At 73.3% G+C, this 21,853-nt stretch carries 18 protein-coding genes; 12 read left to right on the top strand and 6 right to left on the bottom strand.

Annotation, left to right across the window (positions count from 1 at the left end):
• The first annotated feature begins 1 nt into the window (after position 1).
• The 7 genes from scy to ABD269_RS20950 all read left to right on the top strand — a co-directional run bounded on the left by scy (position 2) and on the right by ABD269_RS20950 (position 10,873).
• A complete protein-coding gene (gene scy / locus ABD269_RS20980; protein WP_344119928.1) occupies positions 2–4,723 on the top strand; it encodes a polarized growth protein Scy in 4,722 nt (1,573 codons plus the stop codon).
• Positions 4,724–4,837: 114 nt separating this feature from the next.
• Complete coding sequence (locus ABD269_RS20975; protein WP_301892266.1) at positions 4,838–5,776, top strand: coiled-coil domain-containing protein; 939 nt, start codon at positions 4,838–4,840, stop codon at positions 5,774–5,776.
• A 166-nt stretch (positions 5,777–5,942) separates the two neighbouring features.
• A complete protein-coding gene (locus ABD269_RS20970) occupies positions 5,943–6,926 on the top strand; it encodes an ABC transporter ATP-binding protein (protein WP_344119925.1) in 984 nt (327 codons plus the stop codon).
• Between the two features lie 4 nt (positions 6,927–6,930).
• Positions 6,931–7,701, top strand: coding sequence for an ABC transporter permease (locus ABD269_RS20965; protein ID WP_301892269.1), 771 nt, complete (start codon positions 6,931–6,933; stop codon positions 7,699–7,701).
• A gap of 105 nt (positions 7,702–7,806) precedes the next feature.
• Entirely contained in the window at positions 7,807–8,679 is an 873-nt protein-coding gene (locus ABD269_RS20960; RefSeq protein ID WP_344119921.1) for a hypothetical protein, read from the top strand.
• A gap of 89 nt (positions 8,680–8,768) precedes the next feature.
• Positions 8,769–9,986, top strand: a complete 1,218-nt coding sequence (locus tag ABD269_RS20955) for an ABC transporter ATP-binding protein (protein WP_344119919.1) — start codon at positions 8,769–8,771, stop codon at positions 9,984–9,986.
• A complete protein-coding gene (locus tag ABD269_RS20950) occupies positions 9,983–10,873 on the top strand; it encodes an ABC transporter permease (RefSeq protein ID WP_344119917.1) in 891 nt (296 codons plus the stop codon). Before ABD269_RS20955 ends, ABD269_RS20950 begins: the two co-directional genes overlap by 4 nt.
• Before the next feature lie 29 nt (positions 10,874–10,902).
• On the opposite strand, the gene ABD269_RS20945 is transcribed toward ABD269_RS20950, so the two are convergent.
• The gene (locus tag ABD269_RS20945; RefSeq protein ID WP_301892274.1) at positions 10,903–11,235 is read right to left on the bottom strand and encodes an ATP/GTP-binding protein; all 333 of its coding nucleotides are present in this window, start codon (positions 11,233–11,235) and stop codon (positions 10,903–10,905) included.
• A gap of 205 nt (positions 11,236–11,440) precedes the next feature.
• On the opposite strand from ABD269_RS20945, the gene ABD269_RS20940 reads away from it, so the two are divergent.
• Positions 11,441–12,466, top strand: a complete 1,026-nt coding sequence (locus tag ABD269_RS20940; RefSeq protein ID WP_301892275.1) for an LLM class flavin-dependent oxidoreductase — start codon at positions 11,441–11,443, stop codon at positions 12,464–12,466.
• A 113-nt stretch (positions 12,467–12,579) separates the two neighbouring features.
• Here ABD269_RS20940 and ABD269_RS20935 read toward each other — a convergent pair whose 3' ends face one another.
• Positions 12,580–12,972: an SCO5389 family protein gene (locus ABD269_RS20935; RefSeq protein ID WP_301892276.1), complete on the bottom strand. Its 393-nt coding sequence runs from the start codon at positions 12,970–12,972 to the stop codon at positions 12,580–12,582.
• Between the two features lie 231 nt (positions 12,973–13,203).
• Here ABD269_RS20935 and nucS point away from each other — a divergent pair, with 231 nt between their 5' ends.
• Entirely contained in the window at positions 13,204–13,866 is a 663-nt protein-coding gene (nucS, locus tag ABD269_RS20930) for an endonuclease NucS (protein WP_116213924.1), read from the top strand.
• 84 nt (positions 13,867–13,950) lie between these two features.
• Here the strand turns inward: nucS and ABD269_RS20925 are convergent, their stop codons facing one another.
• From ABD269_RS20925 to ABD269_RS20915, 3 genes are all read right to left on the bottom strand, one after another.
• Positions 13,951–16,602, bottom strand: a complete 2,652-nt coding sequence (locus tag ABD269_RS20925; protein WP_344119912.1) for an ATP-binding protein — start codon at positions 16,600–16,602, stop codon at positions 13,951–13,953.
• Positions 16,603–16,939: 337 nt separating this feature from the next.
• Complete coding sequence (locus tag ABD269_RS20920) at positions 16,940–17,263, bottom strand: STAS domain-containing protein (protein ID WP_116213923.1); 324 nt, start codon at positions 17,261–17,263, stop codon at positions 16,940–16,942.
• A gap of 136 nt (positions 17,264–17,399) precedes the next feature.
• Positions 17,400–18,248 (bottom strand): 3-hydroxyacyl-CoA dehydrogenase family protein, encoded by an 849-nt coding sequence (locus ABD269_RS20915; RefSeq protein ID WP_344119910.1) that lies wholly within the window; start codon positions 18,246–18,248, stop codon positions 17,400–17,402.
• 253 nt (positions 18,249–18,501) lie between these two features.
• Here ABD269_RS20915 and ABD269_RS20910 point away from each other — a divergent pair, with 253 nt between their 5' ends.
• The gene (locus ABD269_RS20910; RefSeq protein WP_116213921.1) at positions 18,502–19,074 is read left to right on the top strand and encodes a cob(I)yrinic acid a,c-diamide adenosyltransferase; all 573 of its coding nucleotides are present in this window, start codon (positions 18,502–18,504) and stop codon (positions 19,072–19,074) included.
• A 12-nt stretch (positions 19,075–19,086) separates the two neighbouring features.
• Here the strand turns inward: ABD269_RS20910 and ABD269_RS20905 are convergent, their stop codons facing one another.
• The gene (locus ABD269_RS20905; RefSeq protein WP_344119907.1) at positions 19,087–19,662 is read right to left on the bottom strand and encodes a hypothetical protein; all 576 of its coding nucleotides are present in this window, start codon (positions 19,660–19,662) and stop codon (positions 19,087–19,089) included.
• 159 nt (positions 19,663–19,821) lie between these two features.
• Here ABD269_RS20905 and ABD269_RS20900 point away from each other — a divergent pair, with 159 nt between their 5' ends.
• Together ABD269_RS20900 and ABD269_RS20895 are read left to right on the top strand one after the other, a co-directional pair.
• Positions 19,822–21,042, top strand: coding sequence for a sensor histidine kinase (locus ABD269_RS20900; RefSeq protein ID WP_344119905.1), 1,221 nt, complete (start codon positions 19,822–19,824; stop codon positions 21,040–21,042).
• Positions 21,039–21,788 carry a response regulator gene (locus ABD269_RS20895; protein WP_344119903.1) on the top strand — a complete coding sequence of 250 codons (750 nt, stop codon included), beginning with the start codon at positions 21,039–21,041 and terminating at the stop codon, positions 21,786–21,788. Before ABD269_RS20900 ends, ABD269_RS20895 begins: the two co-directional genes overlap by 4 nt.
• The last annotated feature ends 65 nt before the right edge of the window (positions 21,789–21,853 follow it).

Genomic DNA, 21,853 nt, shown 5'->3' with positions numbered 1-21,853 from the left:
AGTGCGGGGCAACGACCGCTACGAGGCTGACGACCACCTCTCGCAATTCGAAGCCGAGATGGAGCGGCTGAAGAAGGAGCGGGAGAAGGCGGTCCAGCACGCCGACGACCTCGGCTATCAGGTCGAGGTGCTGCGCGCCAAGCTGCACGAGGCGCGCCGCAATCTCGCCCACCGTCCGGCATACGACACCGCCGATATGGGCTACCAGGCGGAGCAGTTGCTCCGTAATGCCCAGATTCAGGCCGAGCAGATGCGGACCGACGCGGAGCGCGAGCTCCGCGAGGCGCGCGCCCAGACGCAGCGCCTGCTCCAGGAGCAGGCGGAGCGGCAGGCCCGGATGGAGGCCGAGCTGCACGCGGAGGCCGTCGCCCGCCGCCAGCGCCTGGACGAGGAGCTCAACGAGCGCCGCCAGACCGTCGAATCACACGTCAACGAGAACGTCGCGTGGGCCGAACAGCTGCGCGCCCGGACGGAGTCCCAGGCCCGGCGCCTGATGGAGGAGTCCCGGGCGGAGGCCGAGCAGTCCCTGTCGGCGGCCCGCGCGGAGGCCCAGCGGCTGACCGAGCAGGCCCGCGGCCGGCTCAGCGCCGCCGCGGAGGAGACCCGGGCCGAGGCCGAGGCGCTGCTGCGCCGTGCCCGCACCGACGCGGAGCGGCTGCTGGCGGCGGCTTCCGCGCAGGCGCAGGAGGCCACCGACCACGCCGAGCAGCTGCGGACGGCGACCAGCACGGAGTCCGACCAGGCCCGCGCGGCCGCGGCCGAGCTGACGCGCACGGCGGAGGCGCGCCTGTCGGAGGCCGACGCCGCGCTGCGCGAGGCGCGGGCCGAGGCGGAGAAGGTCGTCACCGAGGCGACCGATTCGGCCACCCGCACGCTGTCGTCGGCGGAGTCCGAGCACGAGCAGCGGTCCCGTACGGCGAAGGCCGAGATCGCCCGTCTCGTCGGCGAGGCCACCAAGGAGGCCGAGGCCCTGCGGGCCGAGGCGGAGCAACTGCGCGACGACGCCCGCGCCAAGGCCGAGCGGCTGCTGGCGGAGGCCGCGGAGAACGCCCGCAGCGCCGCCGCGGAGGACTCCGCGGCGCAGCTGGCGAAGGCCGCGCGCACGGCCGAGGAGGTGCTGACCAAGGCGTCCGAGGACGCCCAGGCCACCACGAAGGCCGCGGCGGCAGAGGCCGAGCGGATCCGGGGCGAGGCGGAGGCGGAGGCGGAGCGGCTGCGCGAGCAGGCCGCGGACACCGCCGAGCAGCTCAAGGGCGCCGCGAAGGACGACACCAAGGAGTACCGCGCCAAGACCGTCGAGCTCCAGGAGGAGGCACGGCGGCTGCGCGGCGAGGCCGAGCAGCTGCGGGCCGACGCGGTCGCCGAGGGCGAGCGGCTGCGCGGCGAGGCCCGGCGGGAGGCGCTCCAGCAGATCGAGGAGGCCGCCAGCACCGCCGAGGAGCTGCTCGCGAAGGCGAAGGCCGACGCGGAGGAGACCCGAGGCGGGGCGAGCGCCGAGAGCGAGCGCGTGCGCGGCGAGGCCGCCGAGCGCGCGGCGAGCCTGCGCAAGCAGGCCGAGGAGGCGCTGGAGCGGGCCCGCACCGAGGCCGAGGAGATGGCCGAGGAGGCCGAGGACCACGCGGAGCGGACCCGTACGGAGGCCGCCGAGGCCGCGAAGCAGCTGCGCGAGGAGGCCGAGCGGGCCGCGGAGGCGCGGCGCGCGGAGGCCGCCGAGGAGCTGACGCGGCTGCACGCCGAGGCGGAGACGCGCGTCGAGTCCGCCGAGAAGGCGCTGCGCGAGGCCCGTACGGAGGCGGAGCGGCTGCGCCGTGAGGCCGCGGAGGAGACGGAGCGGTCCCGTACGGAGGCCGCGGAGCGGGTGCGCGCGCTGCGGGCGCAGGCCGAGACGGAGGCGGAGCGGCTGCGCGCCGAGGCCGCCGAGGAGGCGTCGGCCGCCCGTACGGAGGGCGAGTCCGTGGCCGCGCGGCTGCGGAGCGAGGCCGCCGCGGAGGCGGAGCGGCTGAAGTCGGAGGCGCAGGAGACCGCGGACCGGATGCGGGCCGAGGCGAACGCCGCCGCGGAGCGCACGGCCACCGAGGCCGCCGAGGCCCTCGCGGCCGCGCAGGAGGAGGCCGTCCGGCGCCGCCGCGAGGCGGAGGAGCTGCTGGGCGACGCCCGTACGGAGGCGCAGGCGGAGCGCGAGGCGGCGCGCGAGCAGAGCGAGGAGCTGCTGGCTTCGGCGCGCAAGCGGGTCGGTGAGGCGCAGGAGGAGGCCCGGCGCCTGGTCGAGGAGGCCGAGCAGCGCGCCACCGAGCTGGTGACGGCCGCGGAGCAGACCGCCCAGCAGGTGCGGGACTCCGTCGCGGGGCTGCACGAGCAGGCCGAGGAGGAGATCGCCGGGCTGCGTTCGGCCGCCGAGCACAACGCGGAGCGCACGGTCACCGAGGCGCAGGAGGAGGCGGACCGGGTCCGTGCCGACGCCTACGCGGAGCGGGAGCGGGCCGGCGAGGACGCCGCGCGTACGCGCTCGGAGGCACAGGCCGCGTCCGAGGCCGCGAAGGCGCTCGCGGAGCGCACGGTCTCCGAGGCGATCGCCGAGGGGCAGCGCCTGGAGGCCGAGGCCGCCCGGGTGCTGGACGAGGCGCGCGAGACCGCCAACTCCCGTCGTTCGGAGGCCGCTGAGCAGGCGGACGAGCTGATCGCCGAGGCCATGACCGAGGCGGAGAAGCTGATCACCGAGGCCGAGGCCGCGGTCGTGACGGGCCGGCAGGAGGCCGACGGCCACCGGGCACAGGCCGCGGAGCAGGCCGACCGTCTCAAGGCGGACGCCGAGGCGGAGGCCGAACGGCTGCGCGCCGAAGGCGCCGAGGCCCTGGAGACCGCACAGCTCGAGGCCGCCCGCACCACCGACGAGGCACGCGAAGCCGCCAACGCCCGCCGCACCGAAGCCGCCGAGCAGGCCGACGAGCTGATCGCCGAGGCGACGACCGAGGCGGAGAAGCTCGTCGCCGAGGCGAAGCGCACCGTCGAGGAGGCGCGAGAGGAGGCCGACGGCCACCGCGCGGAGGCCACCGCCGAGGCGGAGCGGCTGGTCGCCGAGGCCACCCGTACCGTCGAGGAGGCGCGGACGGCCGCGGAGGAGCTGGTCGCGAAGGCGACGGCCGAGGCCGACCGCATGGTGTCCGACGCCTCGGCGAAGGCGCAGCAGATGCGTACGGACGCGTCCGACGCGCTGGCCTCCGCCGAGCAGGACGCGGCGCGGGCGCGGGCCGAGGCCCGCGAGGACGCGAACCGGATGCGGAACGAGGGCCACGCCGAGGCGGAGCGGATCGTCAACACGGCGGCCGAGCTGACCTCTTCGGCGCAGGACGACGCCGACAAGATCGTGGACGAGGCGCGCGAGGCGGCCAACGCCCGCCGCACCGAGGCCGCCGAGCAGGCGGACGAGCTGATCGCCGAGGCCACGGCCGAGGCGGAGAAGCTGGTCGCCGAGGCCGGCCGCAGGGTGGAGGAGGCCCGCGAGGCCGCCGAGGCCCACCGGGCGGAGGCCGCGGAGGCGGCCGACCGGCTCAAGGCGGACGCCGAGGCGGAGGCCGAACGGCTGCGCGCCGAAGGCGCCGAGGCCCTGGAGACCGCACAGCACGAGGCCGCCCGCACCACCGACGAGGCACGCGAGGCCGCCAACGCCCGCCGCACCGAAGCCGCAGAACAGGCCGACAGCCTGGTCGCGGAGGCGACGGCCGAGGCGGAGCGGATGGCCGCGGAGGCGGCGGAGGCGCTGAGCTCCGCGCAGGAGAACGCCAACAGCACGCGCGCGGACTCCGCGAAGCTCAAGGCCGACGCCGTCCTGGAGGCGGAGCGGGTGCTCGCCGAGGCGCGCGCCGAGGGCGACCGGACGGTCGACGCGGCGCGGGACGCTGGCGCGCAGAAGCTGACGGAGGCCGCCGAGAAGGCGGACGCCCTGATCGCCAAGGCGCAGGAGGAGGCCGTACGCACGGCGGCCACCGCCGAGGAGCAGGCCGACACCATGGTCGGTGTGGCCCGCCGCGAGGCGGAGCGGATCGTCACGGAGGCCACCGGCGAGGGCAACGCGCTGGTGGAGCAGGCCCGTACGGACGCCAACACGCTGCTGGCAGAGGCCCGCGGGGACGCGACCGCCATAAGGGAGCGCGCGGACGAGCTGCGCACCCGGGTGGAGACCGAGGTCGAGGAGCTGCACGACCGGGCGCGCCGGGAAGCGTCCGAGGCGATGCAGTCGGCGGGCGAGCGCTGCGACAAGCTCGTGGCCGCGGCGACCGAGCAGCTCGCGGAGGCGGAGGAGAAGGCGAAGAAGCTGGTCTCCGACGCCAGCAGCGAGGCGAGCAAGGTCCGTATCGCCGCGGTGAAGAAGGCGGAGGGGCTGCTCAAGGAGGCGGAGACGAAGAAGGCCGCCGTCCTGCGGGAGTCCCAGGCGCTGCTGAAGGACGCCGAGGAGAAGAAGGCCGCCGCCGTACGCGAGTCGGAGCGCCTGCGCACCGAGGGTGCGGAGGAGGCCAAGCGCCTTGTCGACGAAGGAAAGCGGGAGTTGGAGGTGCTGGTCCGGCGTCGCGAGGACATCAATGCCGAGATTTCCCGTGTCCAGGACGTGTTGGAAGCGTTGGAATCTTTTGAAGCCCCGGGGGCGGGAAGCGCCAAAGAGGGCGGGGTGAAGGCAGCTGCGGGTGCGGGTGCAACTCGATCGGGTGGCAAGCAGTCCCAGAAGTAGCCACTCAAACGAGGGGTCATTCTCCAGATCTGCCAACCGTCCACTCGATGACACGCCGCTCGCACCCCTAGGATTCCCTCTATCACCTCACCGGTCTCTTATGACAGGAACCCCATGAGCGACACTTCCTCCCCCTTCGGCTTCGAGCTCGTGCGGCGTGGATACGACCGCGGCCAGGTGGACGACCGAATTACCAAGCTCGTCGCCGACCGTGACAGCGCACTGGCCCGAATCACCTCTCTGGAAAAGCGCATCGAGGAGCTTCACCTCGAAACGCAGAATGCTCAGGCCCAGGTCAACGACGCGGAACCGTCCTATGCGGGGCTGGGTGCGCGGGTCGAGAAGATCCTTCGGCTGGCCGAGGAAGAGGCCAAGGATCTGCGTGAGGAGGCCCGGCGCGCGGCCGAACAGCACCGCGAGCTGGCCGAGTCCGCCGCCCAGCAGGTGCGCAACGACGCCGAGTCGTTCGCCGCCGACCGCAAGGCGAAGGCGGAGGACGAGGGCGCCCGCATCGTCGAGAAGGCCAAGGGCGACGCCGCCACCCTGCGGGGCGAGGCGCAGAAGGACGCGCAGTCCAAGCGCGAGGAGGCCGACGCCCTCTTCGAGGAGACCCGCGCCAAGGCCGCCCAGGCCGCCGCGGACTTCGAGACCAACCTGGCCAAGCGCCGCGAGCAGTCCGAGCGCGACCTGGCCTCCCGTCAGGCCAAGGCCGAGAAGCGGCTGGCGGAGATCGAGCACCGCGCCGAGCAGCTGCGCCTGGAGGCCGAGAAGCTGCGCACGGACGCCGAGCGCCGGGCCCGTCAGACGGTGGAGACCGCGCAGCGCCAGGCCGAGGACATCGTGGCCGACGCCAACGCGAAGGCGGACCGCATCCGCAGCGAGTCCGAGCGCGAGCTGGCGGCGCTGACCAACCGCCGCGACAGCATCAACGCCCAGCTGACCAACGTCCGCGAGATGCTGGCCACGCTGACCGGCGCGGCCGTGGCCGCGGCCGGTGTCCCCGGTGACGACGAGCCGATCTCGCGCGGCGTCCCGGCGCAGCAGAGCCGCTGAACCGGCGACCGCACGCCCCCCGTACGAACCCCCGTACGCCGACGCCCCGCGTCCCGCCGAGAGGCGGTACGCGGGGCGTCGGTGTCTTCCGCTCCGGTTGTGGCCGGGTCATCCGGATGGGCGGCCACCGGTGGCGCGCAGCCGGGTCCGCCCTTAACGTGGCGGAATGATCGAGCTGCAGGGTCTGACCAAACGCTACGGCGACAAGCTCGCCGTGGACGGCCTCACCTGCACCGTACGGCCCGGGATCGTCACCGGCTTCCTGGGACCCAACGGCGCGGGCAAGTCCACGACGATGCGGATGATGCTCGATCTGGACCGGCCCACCGCCGGCTCGGTCCACCTCGACGGCAAGCACTACCGCCAGCTGAGGGATCCGCTGAAGGTCGTCGGGGCGCTGCTGGACGCCAAGGCGATGCACGGCGGGCGCAGCGCCTACAACCACCTGCTGTGCCTGGCACAGAGCAACGGCATCCCCCGGGCCCGGGTGGCGGAGGTGCTCGACACCGTGGGCCTGACGTCGGTGGCGAAGAAGCGCTCCAAGGGCTTCTCGCTCGGCATGGGCCAGCGGCTCGGGATCGCGGGCGCGCTGCTGGGCGACCCGCAGGTGCTGCTCTTCGACGAGCCGGTCAACGGCCTCGACCCCGAGGGCATCCACTGGATCCGCAATCTGATGAAGAACCTCGCCTCCCAGGGGCGTACGGTCTTCGTCTCCTCGCACCTGATGAGCGAGATGGCCCTCACCGCCGAGCACCTGATCGTCATCGGCCAGGGGCGGCTGCTGGCCGACACCTCGATGGCGGACTTCATCGCGCAGAACTCCCGCTCGTACGTCCGGCTGCGCTCGCCCGAGCGCGAGCGGCTGCTGGACGTCCTGGCGGGCTCGGGCATCACCGCCGTGCCGGCCGGCGACGGCTCGCTGGAGGTGGACGGGGCGGACGGGGCGCGCCTCGGTGAGCTCGCGGCCCGGCACCAGATCGTGCTGCACGAGCTGAGCCCTCAGCAGGCTTCGCTGGAGGAGGCGTTCATGCAGCTCACCGCCGAGTCGGTGGAGTACCACGCGCACAGCGCGCCGGTCCCGGGCCCCGCTCCGGGGCCACAGCCCCCGGGGGCCGGCTGGGGCACCGACTGGCAGAAGAAGGGATCCTGAAGCGATGGCGGTGGCGACCCAGGTCCTCCAGTCCGAATGGACAAAGATCAAATCCGTTCGCTCCACGGTGTGGACGCTCGGCCTCGCCCTGGTCGTGACGGTCGCGCTGGGCATTCTGATCAGCGCTCTTTCCAAAAGCAACTTCGACAAACTGTCGGCGAAGGAGCGGCTCACTTTCGATCCGACGTTCACGAGTTTCGCGGGCATGGGACTGGGCCAGCTCGCAATGATCGTTTTCGGGGTGCTGGTCGTCTCCAACGAATACAGCACCGGAATGATCCGCACTTCGCTCGCGGCCGTGCCGCAGCGCGGCACATTTCTCTTCAGCAAGATCACCATTGCGACGCTGCTGACGCTGGTCGTCAGCATGGTCACGAGTTTTCTGGCGTTCTTTCTCGGCCAGGCGATGCTGGGCGAGCACAAGGCGTCCATCGGCGACCCGGACGTGCTGCGCGCCGTCATCGGCGGCGGGCTCTACATGACCCTGATCACCGTCTTCTCCATGGGCGTCGCCACGATGCTGCGCAGCCCGATGCTGTCGCTGGGCATCCTGATGCCGTTCTTCTTCCTGATCTCGAACATCCTCGGCGCGGTACCGGCCACGAAGAAGGTGGCCCAGTACTTCCCGGACCAGGCGGGCCGCAAGATCATGCAAGTGATCACCCTGGACGACGACGCCCCGTACGGCCCCTGGGGCGGTTTCGCGATCATGGTGCTCTGGGTGGTGGCGGCGCTGGTGGGGGCGTATGTGGTGCTGCGGGAGAGGGATGCGTAGCGCTTCAGCCCGTCCGGCGTTTGAGGACAGCGCGCGGAGCGTGCTTCGGGGTCTGGGGCGGAGCCCCAGTTTCGGGAAGGGGCGGGGCTGGGGAAAGAACGCACCGTGACCCGCCACAGCCTCGGCCGCGCCCCCGCGGAGCACCCGCTCACCTACCCCGGCCGCCCGGCCATCGAGCCCACCCTCCTCAGCGGCAGCGAGACCTTCGCCCTCGCGCCCCGGCAGGGCAAGCGCCTCGGCGACTGGACCGTCGCCACCGAGCAGCAGCCCGCCCTCGACGCCGTCCTCGAAGAAGCGCGCACCCCCAGCACAGGGCAACGCCACCCCGTCATCGCCGTAGGCTCCAACGCCTCCCCCGCCCAGCTCCACCACAAGCTCGCCGGCCGCGGCCTGCCCACGACCACCCCGATGGTTCCGGTGCGCGTGCGCGGCATCGGTGTCGGCTGCTCCGGGCACATCGGCCGGAACGGCTACGTGGCGGCCGCCCCGTACGCCGAGCCGGACGCCGAGCTCACCTTGGTGATCAGCTGGCTGGACACCGGGCAGCTGGGCGCGGTGGACGCGACGGAGTCCAACTACCGGCGCGTCCTGCTGCCCGGCGCCCGCTTCCCGATGACCATGCCCTCCGGTGAGGCGCTCGGCGGGGCGTATCTCTACGTCAGCCTGCACGGCGTCCTGACCGACACGGCGGACGGCCGCCCGCTCCCCGGCGGCGGCGACCAGCGCGTCCTTCTCACCCGGCTGCTGGCCTCCTCGCCCGCCCTGCGGGACCTGCTCGGGCCCGGCCCGGAGAGCTGGGTGGAGCGGGCGCGGGCGGATACGGCCGTGCGCCGGGAAGGCAGGCGGATCTTCCGGCGGCACGGCTGGGTACTGACCGGCAGCGGCTTCCCCGCGCCGGAGGAGACGTCCGCCACGCCACGCACCTACGACGAGCTGTCCCCGCCCCACGACGACACGCCCTACCCACCAGTCACATAAATCTCACATATCGGGAACCGTCAGCTCCTCGTTATGCTCCTAACCCTTACGGGGGCTTATGCCTCGAAGAAGCTCGCGAGGGGCGGAGAATGATCGAGGCAGTCGGCCTCACGAAGCGCTACGGCGCCAAGACGGCCGTGCACAATCTGTCGTTCCAAGTGCGGCCCGGGACCGTCACCGGCTTCCTGGGTCCCAACGGATCCGGCAAGTCGACCACGATGCGCATGATCCTCGGCCTGGACGTGCCGACGTCCGGCAGTGTCACCATCGGCGGCTACCCCTTCGCCAAGCTGCCCAACGCGCCCCGCCAGGTCGGCGCCCTCCTCGACGCGAAGGCGGTGCACGGCGGGCGCAGCGCCCGGCTGCACCTGCTCTCGCTCGCCCAGCTCGCGGGCCTGCCCGCGCGCCGCGTGGACGAGGTGCTCGGCGTCGTCGGCCTCCAGGACGTGGCCCGCAAGCGCTCCAAGGGCTTCTCCCTGGGCATGGGCCAGCGCCTGGGCATCGCGGCCGCGCTGCTGGGCGACCCGCAGGTGCTGCTCTTCGACGAGCCGGTCAACGGCCTCGACCCCGAGGGCATCCTGTGGGTCCGCAACCTGATGAAGCAGCTCGCGGCGGAGGGCCGTACGGTCTTCGTCTCCTCGCACCTGATGAGCGAGATGGCCCTCACCGCCGAGCACCTGATCGTCATCGGCCGCGGCCAGTTGCTCGCCGACATGAGCGTCAAGGACTTCATCTCCGCGAACTCCGCGGACTTCGCGCGCGTGCGGACCGCGGACACCGAGCCCGAGGGCCGCGAGAAGCTGACGGCCGCGCTGGTCGAGGCGGGCGGCCAGGTGCTGGCCGAGCCGGGCGGCGCCCTGCGCGTCACCGGTGTGCCGCTCCCCCGGATCAGCGACCTCGCGCACGACGCGGACGTCCGCCTCTGGGAGCTCTCCCCGCACCAGGCGTCCCTGGAGGAGGCGTACATGCGGATGACCCAGGGCGCGGTCGACTACCGCTCGACCGCCGACCAGCGCGCGGGTCTGCTGCAGGCCGACCCGTACGCCCAGGGGTACGGATACGGCGCGACGCCCCCGCAGGGCCAGGGCTGGGGCCAGCCCGCGCAGGGCTGGAACCAGCCGGGCCAGGGCCAGGGCTGGGGTCAGCCGGCGCAGGGCAACCCCTACCCCGCGCTGACGGGCGAGCAGCCGAATCCGTACGCCCCGCCGCAGCCCGCCCAGGCCCCGGCGGCGCCGCCCGCCGAGCCTTCCGCGCCCGCCACCGCCCCCGCCGACCTGACCAAGCGTGACAGCGAGGACGCCCGATGACCGCCCCCCAGCACCCGCAGCCGCCCGCGCCGCAGGCACCGGCCTTCGCGCCGGAGGCACCTCAGTGGACCGGCGGGTACCTCTCCCCGATCCCGGTGCGGAAGGCGACCCTCGCCGACGCGCTCGCCTCCGAGTGGACCAAGATCCGCTCCCTGCGGTCCACGATGTGGACGCTGGGCGTCATGGTCGTGCTCGTCTTCGGCATCGGCTGCGCGATCGCGGCGGCGGCCACCACCGTCGACAACAACGGCAGCGAGCGGGACATGTCGGCGCTGAGCTTCGGCGTCTTCGGCGTGCTGCTCGGCGTCATCTGCGTCATCACGCTCGGCGTGCTGACGATCACCTCCGAGTTCGGCACGGGGATGATCCGCACCACGCTGACCGCCTGCCCGAACCGCGCCCGCGTGCTGACGGCGAAGGCGATCGTCTTCTTCCTGCTGGTGTTCACGATCACCCTGGTGTCGACGACGCTGGTCGGCATGGTCGCCGAGTCGATGCTCCAGGGGCAGTGGACCGACCGCACGACGGGCGAGATGTGGCTGCGCGCGACGGTCGGCGTCAGCCTGTTCGTGGCGCTGATCGGGCTGCTGGCGCTGGCCGTGGGCACGCTCGTGCGGCACTCCGCGGGCGCGATCACGGCGATGCTCGGCCTGATGCTGCTGCCGCTGGTCATGTCGATGTTCATGTACGCGAGCGCGCTGTCGGAGATCAAGAAGTACCTGATCCAGTACTCGATCCCGTACGAGCTGTTCGTGCTCTTCGCGTCGGGTTCCGACGGGCCCGACTCCTCGGGCCCCATGGGCTGGGACCCGGTCTGGATCATGATGGGTGTGGTGGCGGTCGCCATGGGCGGCGCGTACGCGGCCCTGATGAAGCGCGACGCGTAGAACCGGGCCGACCGCGAGCAGCGACCGCCTCAATACCTGGGTGCATTACGGGACCGCTGGAGCCGCGCGCTCCGGCGGTCCTTCGCGTTCCAGCACGCCTTGTGCCAGTGCCGCCGGTCCTCCACGCCGCCGCCGTACAGCGGCCACGCGACGAGGTGCGGGACGCCGGGCGGGATCTCCTGGTCGCACCCCGGGCACCGGTAGTGCTTCGCCGCCGCGCCGCCGCCGACCGTGCGGACGGCCCAGTCCTCGCCCTGCCAGCTCTCGCTGCGCTCCAGGCCGTAGCGGTCGCCGACGAACTCGCGCGGGGCGTCGGCTTGATGGTCTGCGCCGCCTCGCGGGCGGTTTCGGCGCGGGGACACGGGGCACCTCGGAGGTCTGGGGAGCTACGGGCCGTAACCAGGTTACGCGTCACCGTCACCGTCCCGGGCGGGCATCTCCCAAGCACCACCCGAGCGCTCTCCGATCATCGTTAAAACTTAACGCGAGGCCGTGCCCATGGCACGTGTCAGCCGTTGATTCCGGTGGGGGATGCCGCGTCGGTCGCCAGCAAGGAGATTGAGAGCGATGCGCGTTGGAGCATTCGTCCTGGCCGCGCAGTTCCCCGGCCAGGGGCATGGGGAGGCACTGCACCGGGCCGTCCGGACGGCGGTGGTCGCCGAGGAGGCCGGGCTCGACGCGGTCTGGCTCGCGGAGCACCACTTCATTCCGTACGGGGTCTGTCCGTCGGCGGTGACGCTGGCCGGGCTGATGCTGGGGCGCACCCGGCGGATCGAGGTGGGCACGGCGGTCAGCGTGCTGCCCACCGTGCACCCCGTGGCGCTGGGCGAGCAGGCGGCGCTGCTGCACCTCGCCTCCGAGGGCCGGTTCACGCTGGGGGTGGGCCGCGGCGGCCCCTGGGTCGACCTGGAGGTCTTCGGCACCGGCCTGGAGGCGTACGAGGAGGGGTTCCCCGAGTCGCTCGACCTGCTGATGCGGTGGCTGCGCACGCCCCGGGTGAGCGCGTCCGGGCCCCGCTTCCACTTCCGCGAAGTGCCCGTCGTGCCCCGCCCGGACGATCTGGAGGATCGTTCCGGCCCGCCGGTGCTCCTCGCCTGCACCTCGCCCGCGAGCGTCCGGCTGGCGGCCGCGCACGGGCTGCCGATGCTGCTCGGGATGCACAGCGCCGACGAGGAGAAGGCGGAGATGGTCGCCTTCTGGCGCAAGTGCGCACTGGAGGCCGGGAGTTCACCCGAGGAGGTGGCGGCGGCCGCCCATGTGTCGGCCGGTGTCGCCCAGGTCGGGGACCGGCGGCAGGAGGCGGCGGAGACCCTCGCCAAGGCCATGCCGGGCTGGTTCCACCACGGGCTCGCCGCCTATGAGACGGTCGACGGCAGGCCGCGTCGGATGCGCGACCCGCTCGCGTACACCCAGCGGCTCTGCGAGCTCCACCCCGTGGGCCCGCCGCGGCTGTGCGCGGACCGTCTCGCGGCCACCTCCGAGCGCACGGGCATCACCCGCTTCGCCCTGCTGGCCGAGGGCTCCGGCGACCTAGCCGCCACCGAGGAGAACCTCCGCCGCCTCGGCTCCGAAGTACTCCCACTGCTCACCTGACCGCCCGGCCGGGCTTTGCCGGCAGTGAACCCGCACCAGGCGACGCACCGTCCCCAGAGCTGCCGCCCGGCACTGATCGCACCTCCCGCGTGCGGAGCGGCAGCACGGATGCGTCAGCAGTCCCGGAGGAGCGGGGACTGATTCAGCAGCTGGCCGCGGATCGAGGTGAAGCGGGCGAGGCGGTCGTCGGCCGACGGGTCGAGCGGGAAGACCGCCACCCGGTGGCAGTTCTGGAACGCCAGGCGCACGCCGAAGTGCCGCTCAAGCGCACCGCGGATCGCGTCACTCGCCAGGGCCCGCAGCAGCTGGCCGCGGGCCTGCTCGTCCGGCGGAGGCGTCTGGTTGTCGGCGAACTCGCCACCGTCGATCTTGAGCCGGGCCACCAGGGAGCTGATCATCTCCCACGCGTACGGCAGGGAGGTCCGGACGCAGTCGACGAATTCCGCTTCGTCGACCTCGCCTCGCTCGGCCTGTTCAAGGAGGGCCGGTGAGACGTCGAGCGACATGAGTTCTCCTCTCGCGACCCCGCGAGCGGGGTCTCAGGGATGGGCGAGCGGACGACGACGCCCTGTGCCCGTACGACGACCGCCCGCTTCAACGGTAAATCGGCCACTGCGGGGGCACCAGGAGAACGGCACAACAACCGGCCACGGCCCAGGGCGTTCGGCGGTACCGCCGAAGGGGTTCAACAAGGGCGAATCGCGCCGAGGGGCGGGTGTCGAGTAGCGTGACTCACCATGCGTCTCGTCATCGCCCGTTGCTCCGTGGACTACGCGGGCCGGCTCACCGCCCACCTCCCCTCCGCCCCGCGACTGATCCTCGTCAAGGCGGACGGCAGTGTCTCCATCCACGCGGACGACAGGGCCTACAAACCCCTCAACTGGATGTCCCCGCCGTGCACCCTCAAGGAGGGGGACGGCTCGGTATGGACGGTGGTCAACAAGGCGGGCGAGAAGCTGATCATCACGATGGAGGAAGTGCTGCACGATTCCTCCCACGAACTCGGCGTCGACCCCGGCCTGATCAAGGACGGCGTGGAAGCGCACCTCCAGGAGCTGCTGGCCGACCGGATCGAGACGCTCGGCGAGGGCTACACCCTGATCCGCCGGGAGTACCCGACGGCGATCGGCCCCGTGGACATCCTCTGCCGCGACGCGGACGGCGCGACGGTGGCCGTGGAGCTGAAGCGGCGCGGCGACATCGATGGTGTGGAACAGCTCACGCGCTATCTGGAGCTGCTCAACCGCGACCCGCATCTCGCGCCCGTCCGGGGCGTCTTCGCCGCACAGGAGATCAAGCCGCAGGCCCGCGTCCTGGCGACGGACCGCGGCATCGGCTGCCTCGTCCTCGACTACGACGCGATGCGCGGCATCGAGGACGACAAGCTTCGTCTGTTCTGACCTGGGGGCATTGCCCTCAGGTGCCGACGGGCTCGGTGGTACGGAACGTGATCCGTACCACCGAGCCCGTCCGGCGTTCAACGGCTACGCCGACGGGCTGCCCGCGCCCCCGTCCGACGGCCGGCTGCCCGAAGAGCCCGAGTGCCCACCGGTCGGCGCCCCGGCCACCGAGCTCGACCCGCCCCCACCCGTCGGCGGCTGCGACGGAGTCACCGGCGGAGAGGTGGGGCCCTTCGTCGGATCCTTCGTCGGATCCTTGGACGGAACGGGCGGCGTGGTCGGGTCCTTCGTGGGCTGCTTGGAAGGCGACTCCGACGGAGTCGAAGGCTGCGACGGCCCACCGGACGGCTTGCCGCCGCCGCTCGGCCCCGTGCTCGGAGCGGAGCTTCCGGACGCGCCGGGGGACGCGCTGCCCGACGCCCCCGGGGAGGCCGACTGGCCGGGCTTCCCCGGCTGTCCCGGCACCTGCGCGTGCCCCGCCTCGCCCGGCCCCGGCCGATCCGCGGTGAGGCCGCTGTCGCCGTCCTGCTGCGACGCGGACCGGTCGGGCGTCACCTTGCCGTCGGAGGCGTCCCCGTCGTGGCTGCGGGACGTGGCGCCGAGCGTCACGACGGTGCCGAGCACGGCGGCGAGGAGCGCCCCGGCGCCCGCCGCGGCGAGGTTGCGCCGGGTGCCGCTCACCATCAGCTTCCTCGCCCACGGCTGGGACGGCAGGCGCTTGCCCGCGCCGCCGCCCGAACCCGCGCCCGCGCCCAGCCTGTTGATGGCCTCGGTCGTGACGCGGTCCTGGTCGACGGGCGTGGCGAACGGCGCGGCGAAGGGCGCCGCCGGCATCGCGGAGGGCGGCGTGGCCGACTCCTCGCGGCGCGCGTCGGGGATCTCCTCACCGGCGGTCGGCCGGGCCGCCGGTGGCACCGGCGGCGGGAAGGCGGGGGTCGGCGCGGACGGCACGGCTGCCGCCGGGGTCGCACCGGGCTCGGTCCGTGGCGCCGCGGGCCCGTTCGGCGTCCGACCGGAGCGGTCGGCGACGAGGGCGAGGGCGCGACGGCCCGCTATGGCACCGCGTTTGTCCGCCAGCACCCCGCGCATCCCGACGGACGCCTCCAGCTCGGCGCGCGCCCGGTCGATGTTGCCGGTGCACAGGGCCAGCACGCCCAACTCGTGGTGGAAGTACGCCTCTTCGCCGACGTCACCGGTCCGCCGGGCCGCGGCCTGACCGTGCCGCAGGCAGCGCTCCCAGGCGCTCCAGTGCAGGGCCGCCGCGAAGGCGGGTGCGGCCGTGCGGGCCAGCCGCACCGCCGCTTCCGCATGCGCGGCCTCGCCGTCGGCGGCCGGGGCCGCCAGCGCGGCGAGGATCGCGTCGGCCTCCTGGGCGGCCCGCTCGGGGGTGACGGAGGGGTGCCCGGTCCACCAGGCGTAGTGCTGGGCGGCGGAGTGCGCGAGGTCGGCGGAGTCCCGTCCGTACCCCTCGGCGAGCAGCTGGTCGGCGACGCCCGCCGCCAGCCGGTAGTGCGCGCCGGTGGCGGTGATCAGCCCGGCGGCGAGGAGTTCGCCGAGGGCGGCGTCGGCGTGGGTGTCGCCCACGAGGGCGGGCAGGTGCGCCTGGTGCGGGACCTCGCCGCCGAGGGCGACGGCGAAGCGCAGGGTGTCGCGGGCGGCCTCGCCGAGCCGGGAGGCGAGCCGGGGTGCAGGGGCCGTGGCCGAGGCGAGGGCGGGCAGCGGCACGTCGGACCGGTCGGCCGCGGCGGCGGGCTCCGGTTCGGCGGTCTCGGCGGCGGCGACGTAGGGCCGCTCGGCGACGACGCCGAACTCGTCGGCCGCGGCGGCCTCCGCGCCCGGCGGGTTGTCGCGCTGCCGCAGCAGCGCCCCGGCCTGGACGAAGCGCAGCGGCAGACCCTCGGACGCGAACCACAGGTCCGCGGCCCAGTCGGCCTCCTCGTCGGTGAGCGGGCGGCCGACGGCGTGCTCCAGCAGTTCCAGGCAGCCGGTGCGGTCGAGCCCGCCGAGGAAGACCTCTTCGAGGTGCGAGTCGGCGGAGGGCGCGGCGATCTCGGGCGTGGCCGAGAGGAGGAACGCGCACTCGGGGGTGGCGTCGAGGAGCTCGTCGAGCGCACTGCCGCCGAATTCGAGGTCGTCCAGGACGACGACCGCGCCGATCTCGTGGACCAGCGCCAGGAGTTCGGCCCGGTCGGGCCGGTGCAGCGGCGCGTCGTGGACGGCGGCGAAGAGCTCGTACAGCAGGTCGGTGGTGGTGCGGTGGTGGCCGCTGAGGCGTACGACACCGTCCGGCGCGAGGTCCGCGCAGTCCGCGGCGACGGCGTCGAGCAGGGCACTGCGGCCGGAGCCGGACGGTCCCGTCAGGCGTACCGAGCGGCCGCGCGAGAGCAGCCGGACGAGCCGCTCGCGCTCCTCCTGCCGTTCCAGCAGGGGGAGTTCGGGGCCGGCCGCGCGGGCGGGCGGCGGCGGGCCCGCGGCGCGGAGCCGCTCGGCACGCTCGGCGGGGCCGTGCTTGCCGGGGCGGCCGGGCCGCTGTCCGGGCAGGCAGGGTTCGATCTCGCTGCCGTCGACCGGGTTGACGGTGAGGACGTAGTCGCCGGCGACGAGCCGGACGACGCGGACGGGCGCGGGCCCCTGCCCGCCGCTCTCCTGACCCGGCGTCTCCCGCGCCGGGCCGCCGTCGGTGGCGGGCTCGTGGGCGCCGTCGCCGAATTCCTCGGATCGGTTCGTCGGGTCCATGGTGAAAGCCCCCAAATGCGTGGCGTGCCGTCGTGCCCTCCCGGCCTGTCCGCACTCCCTCGACTTCGGCCGGGTGCCGCCCGGCCGGCGCTCAGGGTCCGGTGCCCGCCGTGTGGGCATGGTTGTACGGCCTTATGCGGCGGGAAAACCGAACCTCAGACCTCCGCACAGTATCCATGAATCCGGTGGGGCCCCGCCGCCCGGGGGACGTCACAGTCTCATGAGGATCGGCGGACGAAGCGGGCGAAAGCCGGAGCGGGGCACGGACGCCCCAACGGCCCCGGGCCGGGCCCTTCCTCGCAATTCCCCCGCTTCCCCCACGCGCCCCTGCGGCGTCTCACACCCTGGGCAGGGACTCGGCCTCGATGCCGCCCTCGATGGCGAGGATGCGGTGCAGCCGGGTGGCGACCAGCAGCCGCTGCATCCGGTCGGGCACTCCGCGCAGGACCAGCCGCCGGCCGGTGCGCCCGGCGCGGCGGTGGGCGCCCATGATGACGCCCAGCCCCGTGGCGTCCCAGGAGTCCAGCTCGGTGAGGTCGAGCACCAGGTCACCGCGGCCCGCGTCGAGCGCGGAGTGCAGGACCGTACGGGCGTCCGCCGCACTGCGGACGTCGAGGCGCCCCCCGACGACCAGTTCGGCGTGGTCGCCCCTGATGTGCATATGCGCTCCCGGGAGTGGTGCGTGATGTGGATGAGGTTCTAAAGAACTGACTGCCTCTCACACGACAAGGTTGCCGCTTATTGGCGAACCGATACCTAATTCACCCTGGCGGGTGAACCGGATAGCGGATGTCCCGTCAGTGCTGGTAGAAGCCCTGACCGCTCTTGCGGCCGAGGTCTCCCGCGTCGACCATGCGGCGCATGATCTCCGGCGGCGCGAACTTCTCGTCCTGGCACTCGGCGTAGATGTTCCCGGTGGCGTGCGTCAGGATGTCGACGCCGGTCAGGTCGGCGGTGGCCAGCGGGCCCATCGCGTGGCCGAAGCCCAGCTTGCAGGCGATGTCGATGTCCTCGGCGGTGGCCACGCCCGACTCGTAGAGCTTCGCCGCCTCGACGACGAGCGCCGAGATCAGGCGGGTGGTGACGAAGCCCGCGACGTCGCGGTTGACGACGATGCACGTCTTGCCGACGCCCTCCGCGAACTCCCGTGCGGTGGCGAGGGTTTCGTCGCTGGTCTTGTGGCCGCGGACCAGCTCGCAGAGCTGCATCATGGGCACCGGCGAGAAGAAGTGCGTGCCGACGACCCGCTCGGGCCGCCGCGTGGCGGCGGCGATCTTGGTGATCGGGATGGCGGAGGTGTTGGAGGCGAGGACCGTCTCGTCCTTCACCAGGCCGTCCAGGGTGCGGAAGATGTCCCGCTTGGTGTCGACGTCCTCGAAGACCGCCTCGACGACGATGTCCGCGTCGGCGGCAGCGTCGAGGTCGGTTGTGGTGGTGATCCGGGAGAGGGCCAGCCCGGCCGCGTCCGCGTCGAGCCTGCCCTTGGCGACGAACCGGTCGTACGACGCCTTGATGCCGTCCGTGCCCCGCTGCAGCGCCGCGTCGGTGACGTCCCGCAGGACGACGTCCCAGCCGGCCTGGGCGGAGACCTGGGCGATGCCCGATCCCATCAGTCCGGCACCGATGACGGCGAGCTTCTTGGCCACGGTTGTCCCCTTACTCCCTGTGCACAACGCTGTTCTGTTCCGTACGCACTCTCTCGGCGGACATTAGCGCCCGTGGGGGCCGCTTTGGGCGGTTAGAGATGCGCGTCACGTCCCACATGACGGACATCACATCGAGACGGCTACGAGCCGCGCCCCACGCAGCAGTTGAGCCCCTCGCGCACCACCGATCACATGTCGCGCGCCATGGCGGGGCTCTGCCCGGAACCTCCGCGCGGCGCATACGCTCGTCCCCATGGTCAATCTGACGCGCATCTACACCCGCACCGGAGACAGTGGCACCACCGCCCTCGGCGACATGAGCCGCACGGTGAAGACCGACACCCGGATCGCCGCCTACGCCGACGCCAACGAGGCCAACGCCGCCATCGGCGTCGCCATCGCGCTCGGGCAGCTGCCGGAGGAGGTCGTCAAGGTGCTCGTCCGCATCCAGAACGACCTCTTCGACGTGGGCGCGGACCTGGCGACCCCGGTGGCGGAGAACCCCAAGTACCCACCGCTGCGCGTCGAGCAGTCCTACATCGACAAGCTGGAGGCGGACTGCGACCGCTTCCTTGAGGACCTGGAGAAGCTCCGCAGCTTCATCCTCCCCGGCGGCACCCCGGGCGCGGCCCTCCTCCACCAGGCCTGCACGGTGGTCCGCCGCGCGGAGCGCTCCACCTGGGCGGCGATGGAGCTCCACGCCGACATCATGAACCCGCTGGCGGCGACCTACCTCAACCGCCTCTCGGACCTGCTCTTCATCCTGGCGCGCACGGCGAACAAGGAGCTGGGCGACATCCTCTGGGTGCCGGGCGAGAACCGTTGAGGTGAGGCCCGGTCAGAGCTTCTCGTACGTCCGGGGCGACTCCTCCACCGCCCCGGGCTTCGGCTGCTTGGGCCAGATCGTGTAGCTCACCGCGATCACCACGTTGACGCCGATCACCAGCAGCATCTTCGTCTGCCACGCCCGCAGCGAGCTGGTGTCGCCGGAGTCCCCGACGTACCAGGTCGCGATCTGCAGCAGCCCCGCGGCGACGGCCGCCGCCAGGCACCACCGCGCCGCCGTCTTCCACTCGTGCAGCGTGCGCGCGCGCCCGTACTTCGGCGGCTTGACCGGGGGCGGGCCGCCCGCGAAGCGGTGGGCGAAGCGCTGGTCGGCCCAGGTGATGGTGGAGTGGCCGAGGCCGACCGAGAAGCCGATGTAGACCGCGGCCAGGCCGTGCTTCCAGTCGGCCTGGGCGCCGTTCTTCAGGTCGATCGCGGTGACCACCAGCAGGACCAGCTCCAGCACGGGCTCCAGCAGCAGCACCGCGAGGCCCGCGCGCGGCTTCCGGGCCAGGTAGCGCAGGCTCAGCCCGACGGCCAGCAGCACCCAGAAGCCGACCTCACACGCGACGATCAACGCGACGATCACGGGGGCCTCCCTTCCCTCCCCACCAGCGTCACCCGCGCCCGCGCCCGTTTCCTCGTCGGCGGCGACGATCCTCCACTGCATCCTTCGATGTACCGCGGCCGCCCGCACCACCCCCGGCAAGGGACGCCCGCACCCTCTCCGACGTGCTGTGATGGATCCATGGCCCGACCCCACCGCGAAGAAGCGCTCATCGCCGCCGCCGGGCTGCTCGGCGGAGCCGCGCTGTACGCGCTGGGGCTGAGCAGCTCGCCGGCCTCGGCGCTGCCCCGGCAGCTCGCGCTGGTGGCGCTGGCCGTGATGGCGGGCGCCGAGCTGCTGCGCCGCAGGGCCCCGCTGACGGGCCTCGCCATCGGGGTGGCCGCCCTGACGCTCGACGTGCTCTCTGGCAGCCTCATGGCGAACGTCGCGATGTTCACCGACCTCGTCTACGCGGCGGTGCTCTACGGCTCCCCGGCCGCGTACCGCCTCATCCCGCGCGCCACCGAGGTGCTCACCGTCGCCGGGACGCTGCTGGCCGTCGCACTGATCCGCGAGCCGCCGGCACTCCTGGTCGGCATCGGGCTCGGCGTGATCACCATCGTCCCCGCGTGGACCGGGGTGGGGGTCCGGGTGCACCGGGACGCCGCCCAGGCGGCCCGGCTGGAGGCCGAGCGGACCGCGCTGCTGGCCGAGTTGGACCGCCGGGAGGCGGTCGGCGCGGAGCGCGCCCGGATGGCGCGGGAGCTGCACGACGTGGTGGCCGGGCACCTGTCCGCCATCGCGATCCACTCCACGGCCGCACTGTCGATCGGCGATCCGAAGGCGTCCGACGAGGCGCTGGCCGTCATCCGGGAGAACAGCGTGCAGGGCCTCGCCGAGATGCGCCGTCTCATCGGCATCCTGCGGGACGCGGGCGCGGCGGACGAGCCCGCGGCCGTGCCCCGGCTGGACGGCGTCGAGGCGCTGCTCGCCCACGCCCGCGGGGCGGTGCGGGAGGACGGCTTCGCCTTCGTCCTGCACGACGAGCGGGGCCCGGGGCCGCTGCCCGCGCCGGTCGAGCTCGCGGCGTACCGCATCGTCCAGGAGTCGCTGACCAACGCGGTGAAACACGCGGGACGGGGTCCGGTGACGGTCGAACTGACGCGCCCCGGGCGGCGCCCCGGCCCGCTCGTCGTCCGGGTGACCAGCAGGCTGGACGACCGCCGCGGTCCTCGCGTCCCGGGCGCCGGCGCGGGGCTCATCGGCATGCGCGAACGCGTCGCCCTGGTGGGCGGGCGGCTGACGGCCGGACCGGTGCCCGGCCCGGAGCGCGGCGCGACGGTCTGGGAGGTACGGGCCGAACTGCCCGTGGCAGGCCCAGAGGAAGACGCGGAGAGCGTGGAGAGCGAGGACAGCGCATGACCAGTCGGAACGAGAACCGCCCACTGGCCGCGGGCGGCACCCACCCGTTGCCGGGTGCCACGGGGGACACCGCGCCACCCCGCGAGGGGATTCGCGTGGTCGTCGCCGAGGACCAGGCCGCCGTGCGGTCCGGGCTCGTGCTCATCCTGCGCTCGGCGCCCGGCGTCGAGGTCGTGGGCGAGGCCGCCGACGGCGAGGAGGCCGTGCGCCTGGCCCGGGAGCTGGAGCCGGACCTGGTGCTGATGGATGTGCAGATGCCGCGCCTGGACGGGGTGTCGGCCACCCGCGTCATCACCGGGGAGCGGCTCGCGGACGTACTGGTGCTGACCACCTTCGACCTGGACGAGTACGTCTTCGGGGCGCTGCGCGCGGGGGCCTCCGGGTTCCTGCTCAAGGACAGCGAGGCCGCCGATCTGATCGCGGCGGTGCGGACGGTGGCGCGGGGCGAGGGCCTGATCTCCCCGGCGGTGACGCGGCGGCTGATCGCGGAGTTCGCGCGGCCCGCGCCCGTACGGCCGGCGGGCGCGCCGGACCCGGGGGTCCTGGAGGCGCTCACCCGCCGTGAGCGCGAGGTGCTGGCGTGTCTGGGCGAGGGGCTGTCCAACGCGGAGATCTCCGGGCGGCTGACGATGGCGGAGGCGACGGTGAAGACGCACGTCAGCCGACTGCTGGGCAAGCTGGGGCTGCGCAGCCGGGTGCAAGCGGCCGTGCTGGCACAGGAATTGGGGCTGGTCCAGACCTCTTGACCATTGGTACGGACCTTTTTACTCTCCCCTCCACAGTCGCGGCGCACATGTCCGGATAGCGCACG

The organism is Streptomyces blastmyceticus (assembly GCF_039521185.1).
In the GTDB taxonomy this organism is placed as follows: Bacteria; Actinomycetota; Actinomycetes; order Streptomycetales; family Streptomycetaceae; genus Streptomyces; species Streptomyces blastmyceticus.
Note: the sequence above shows the minus strand (reverse complement) of the source record. Positions and strands in the feature narration are given on the sequence as shown.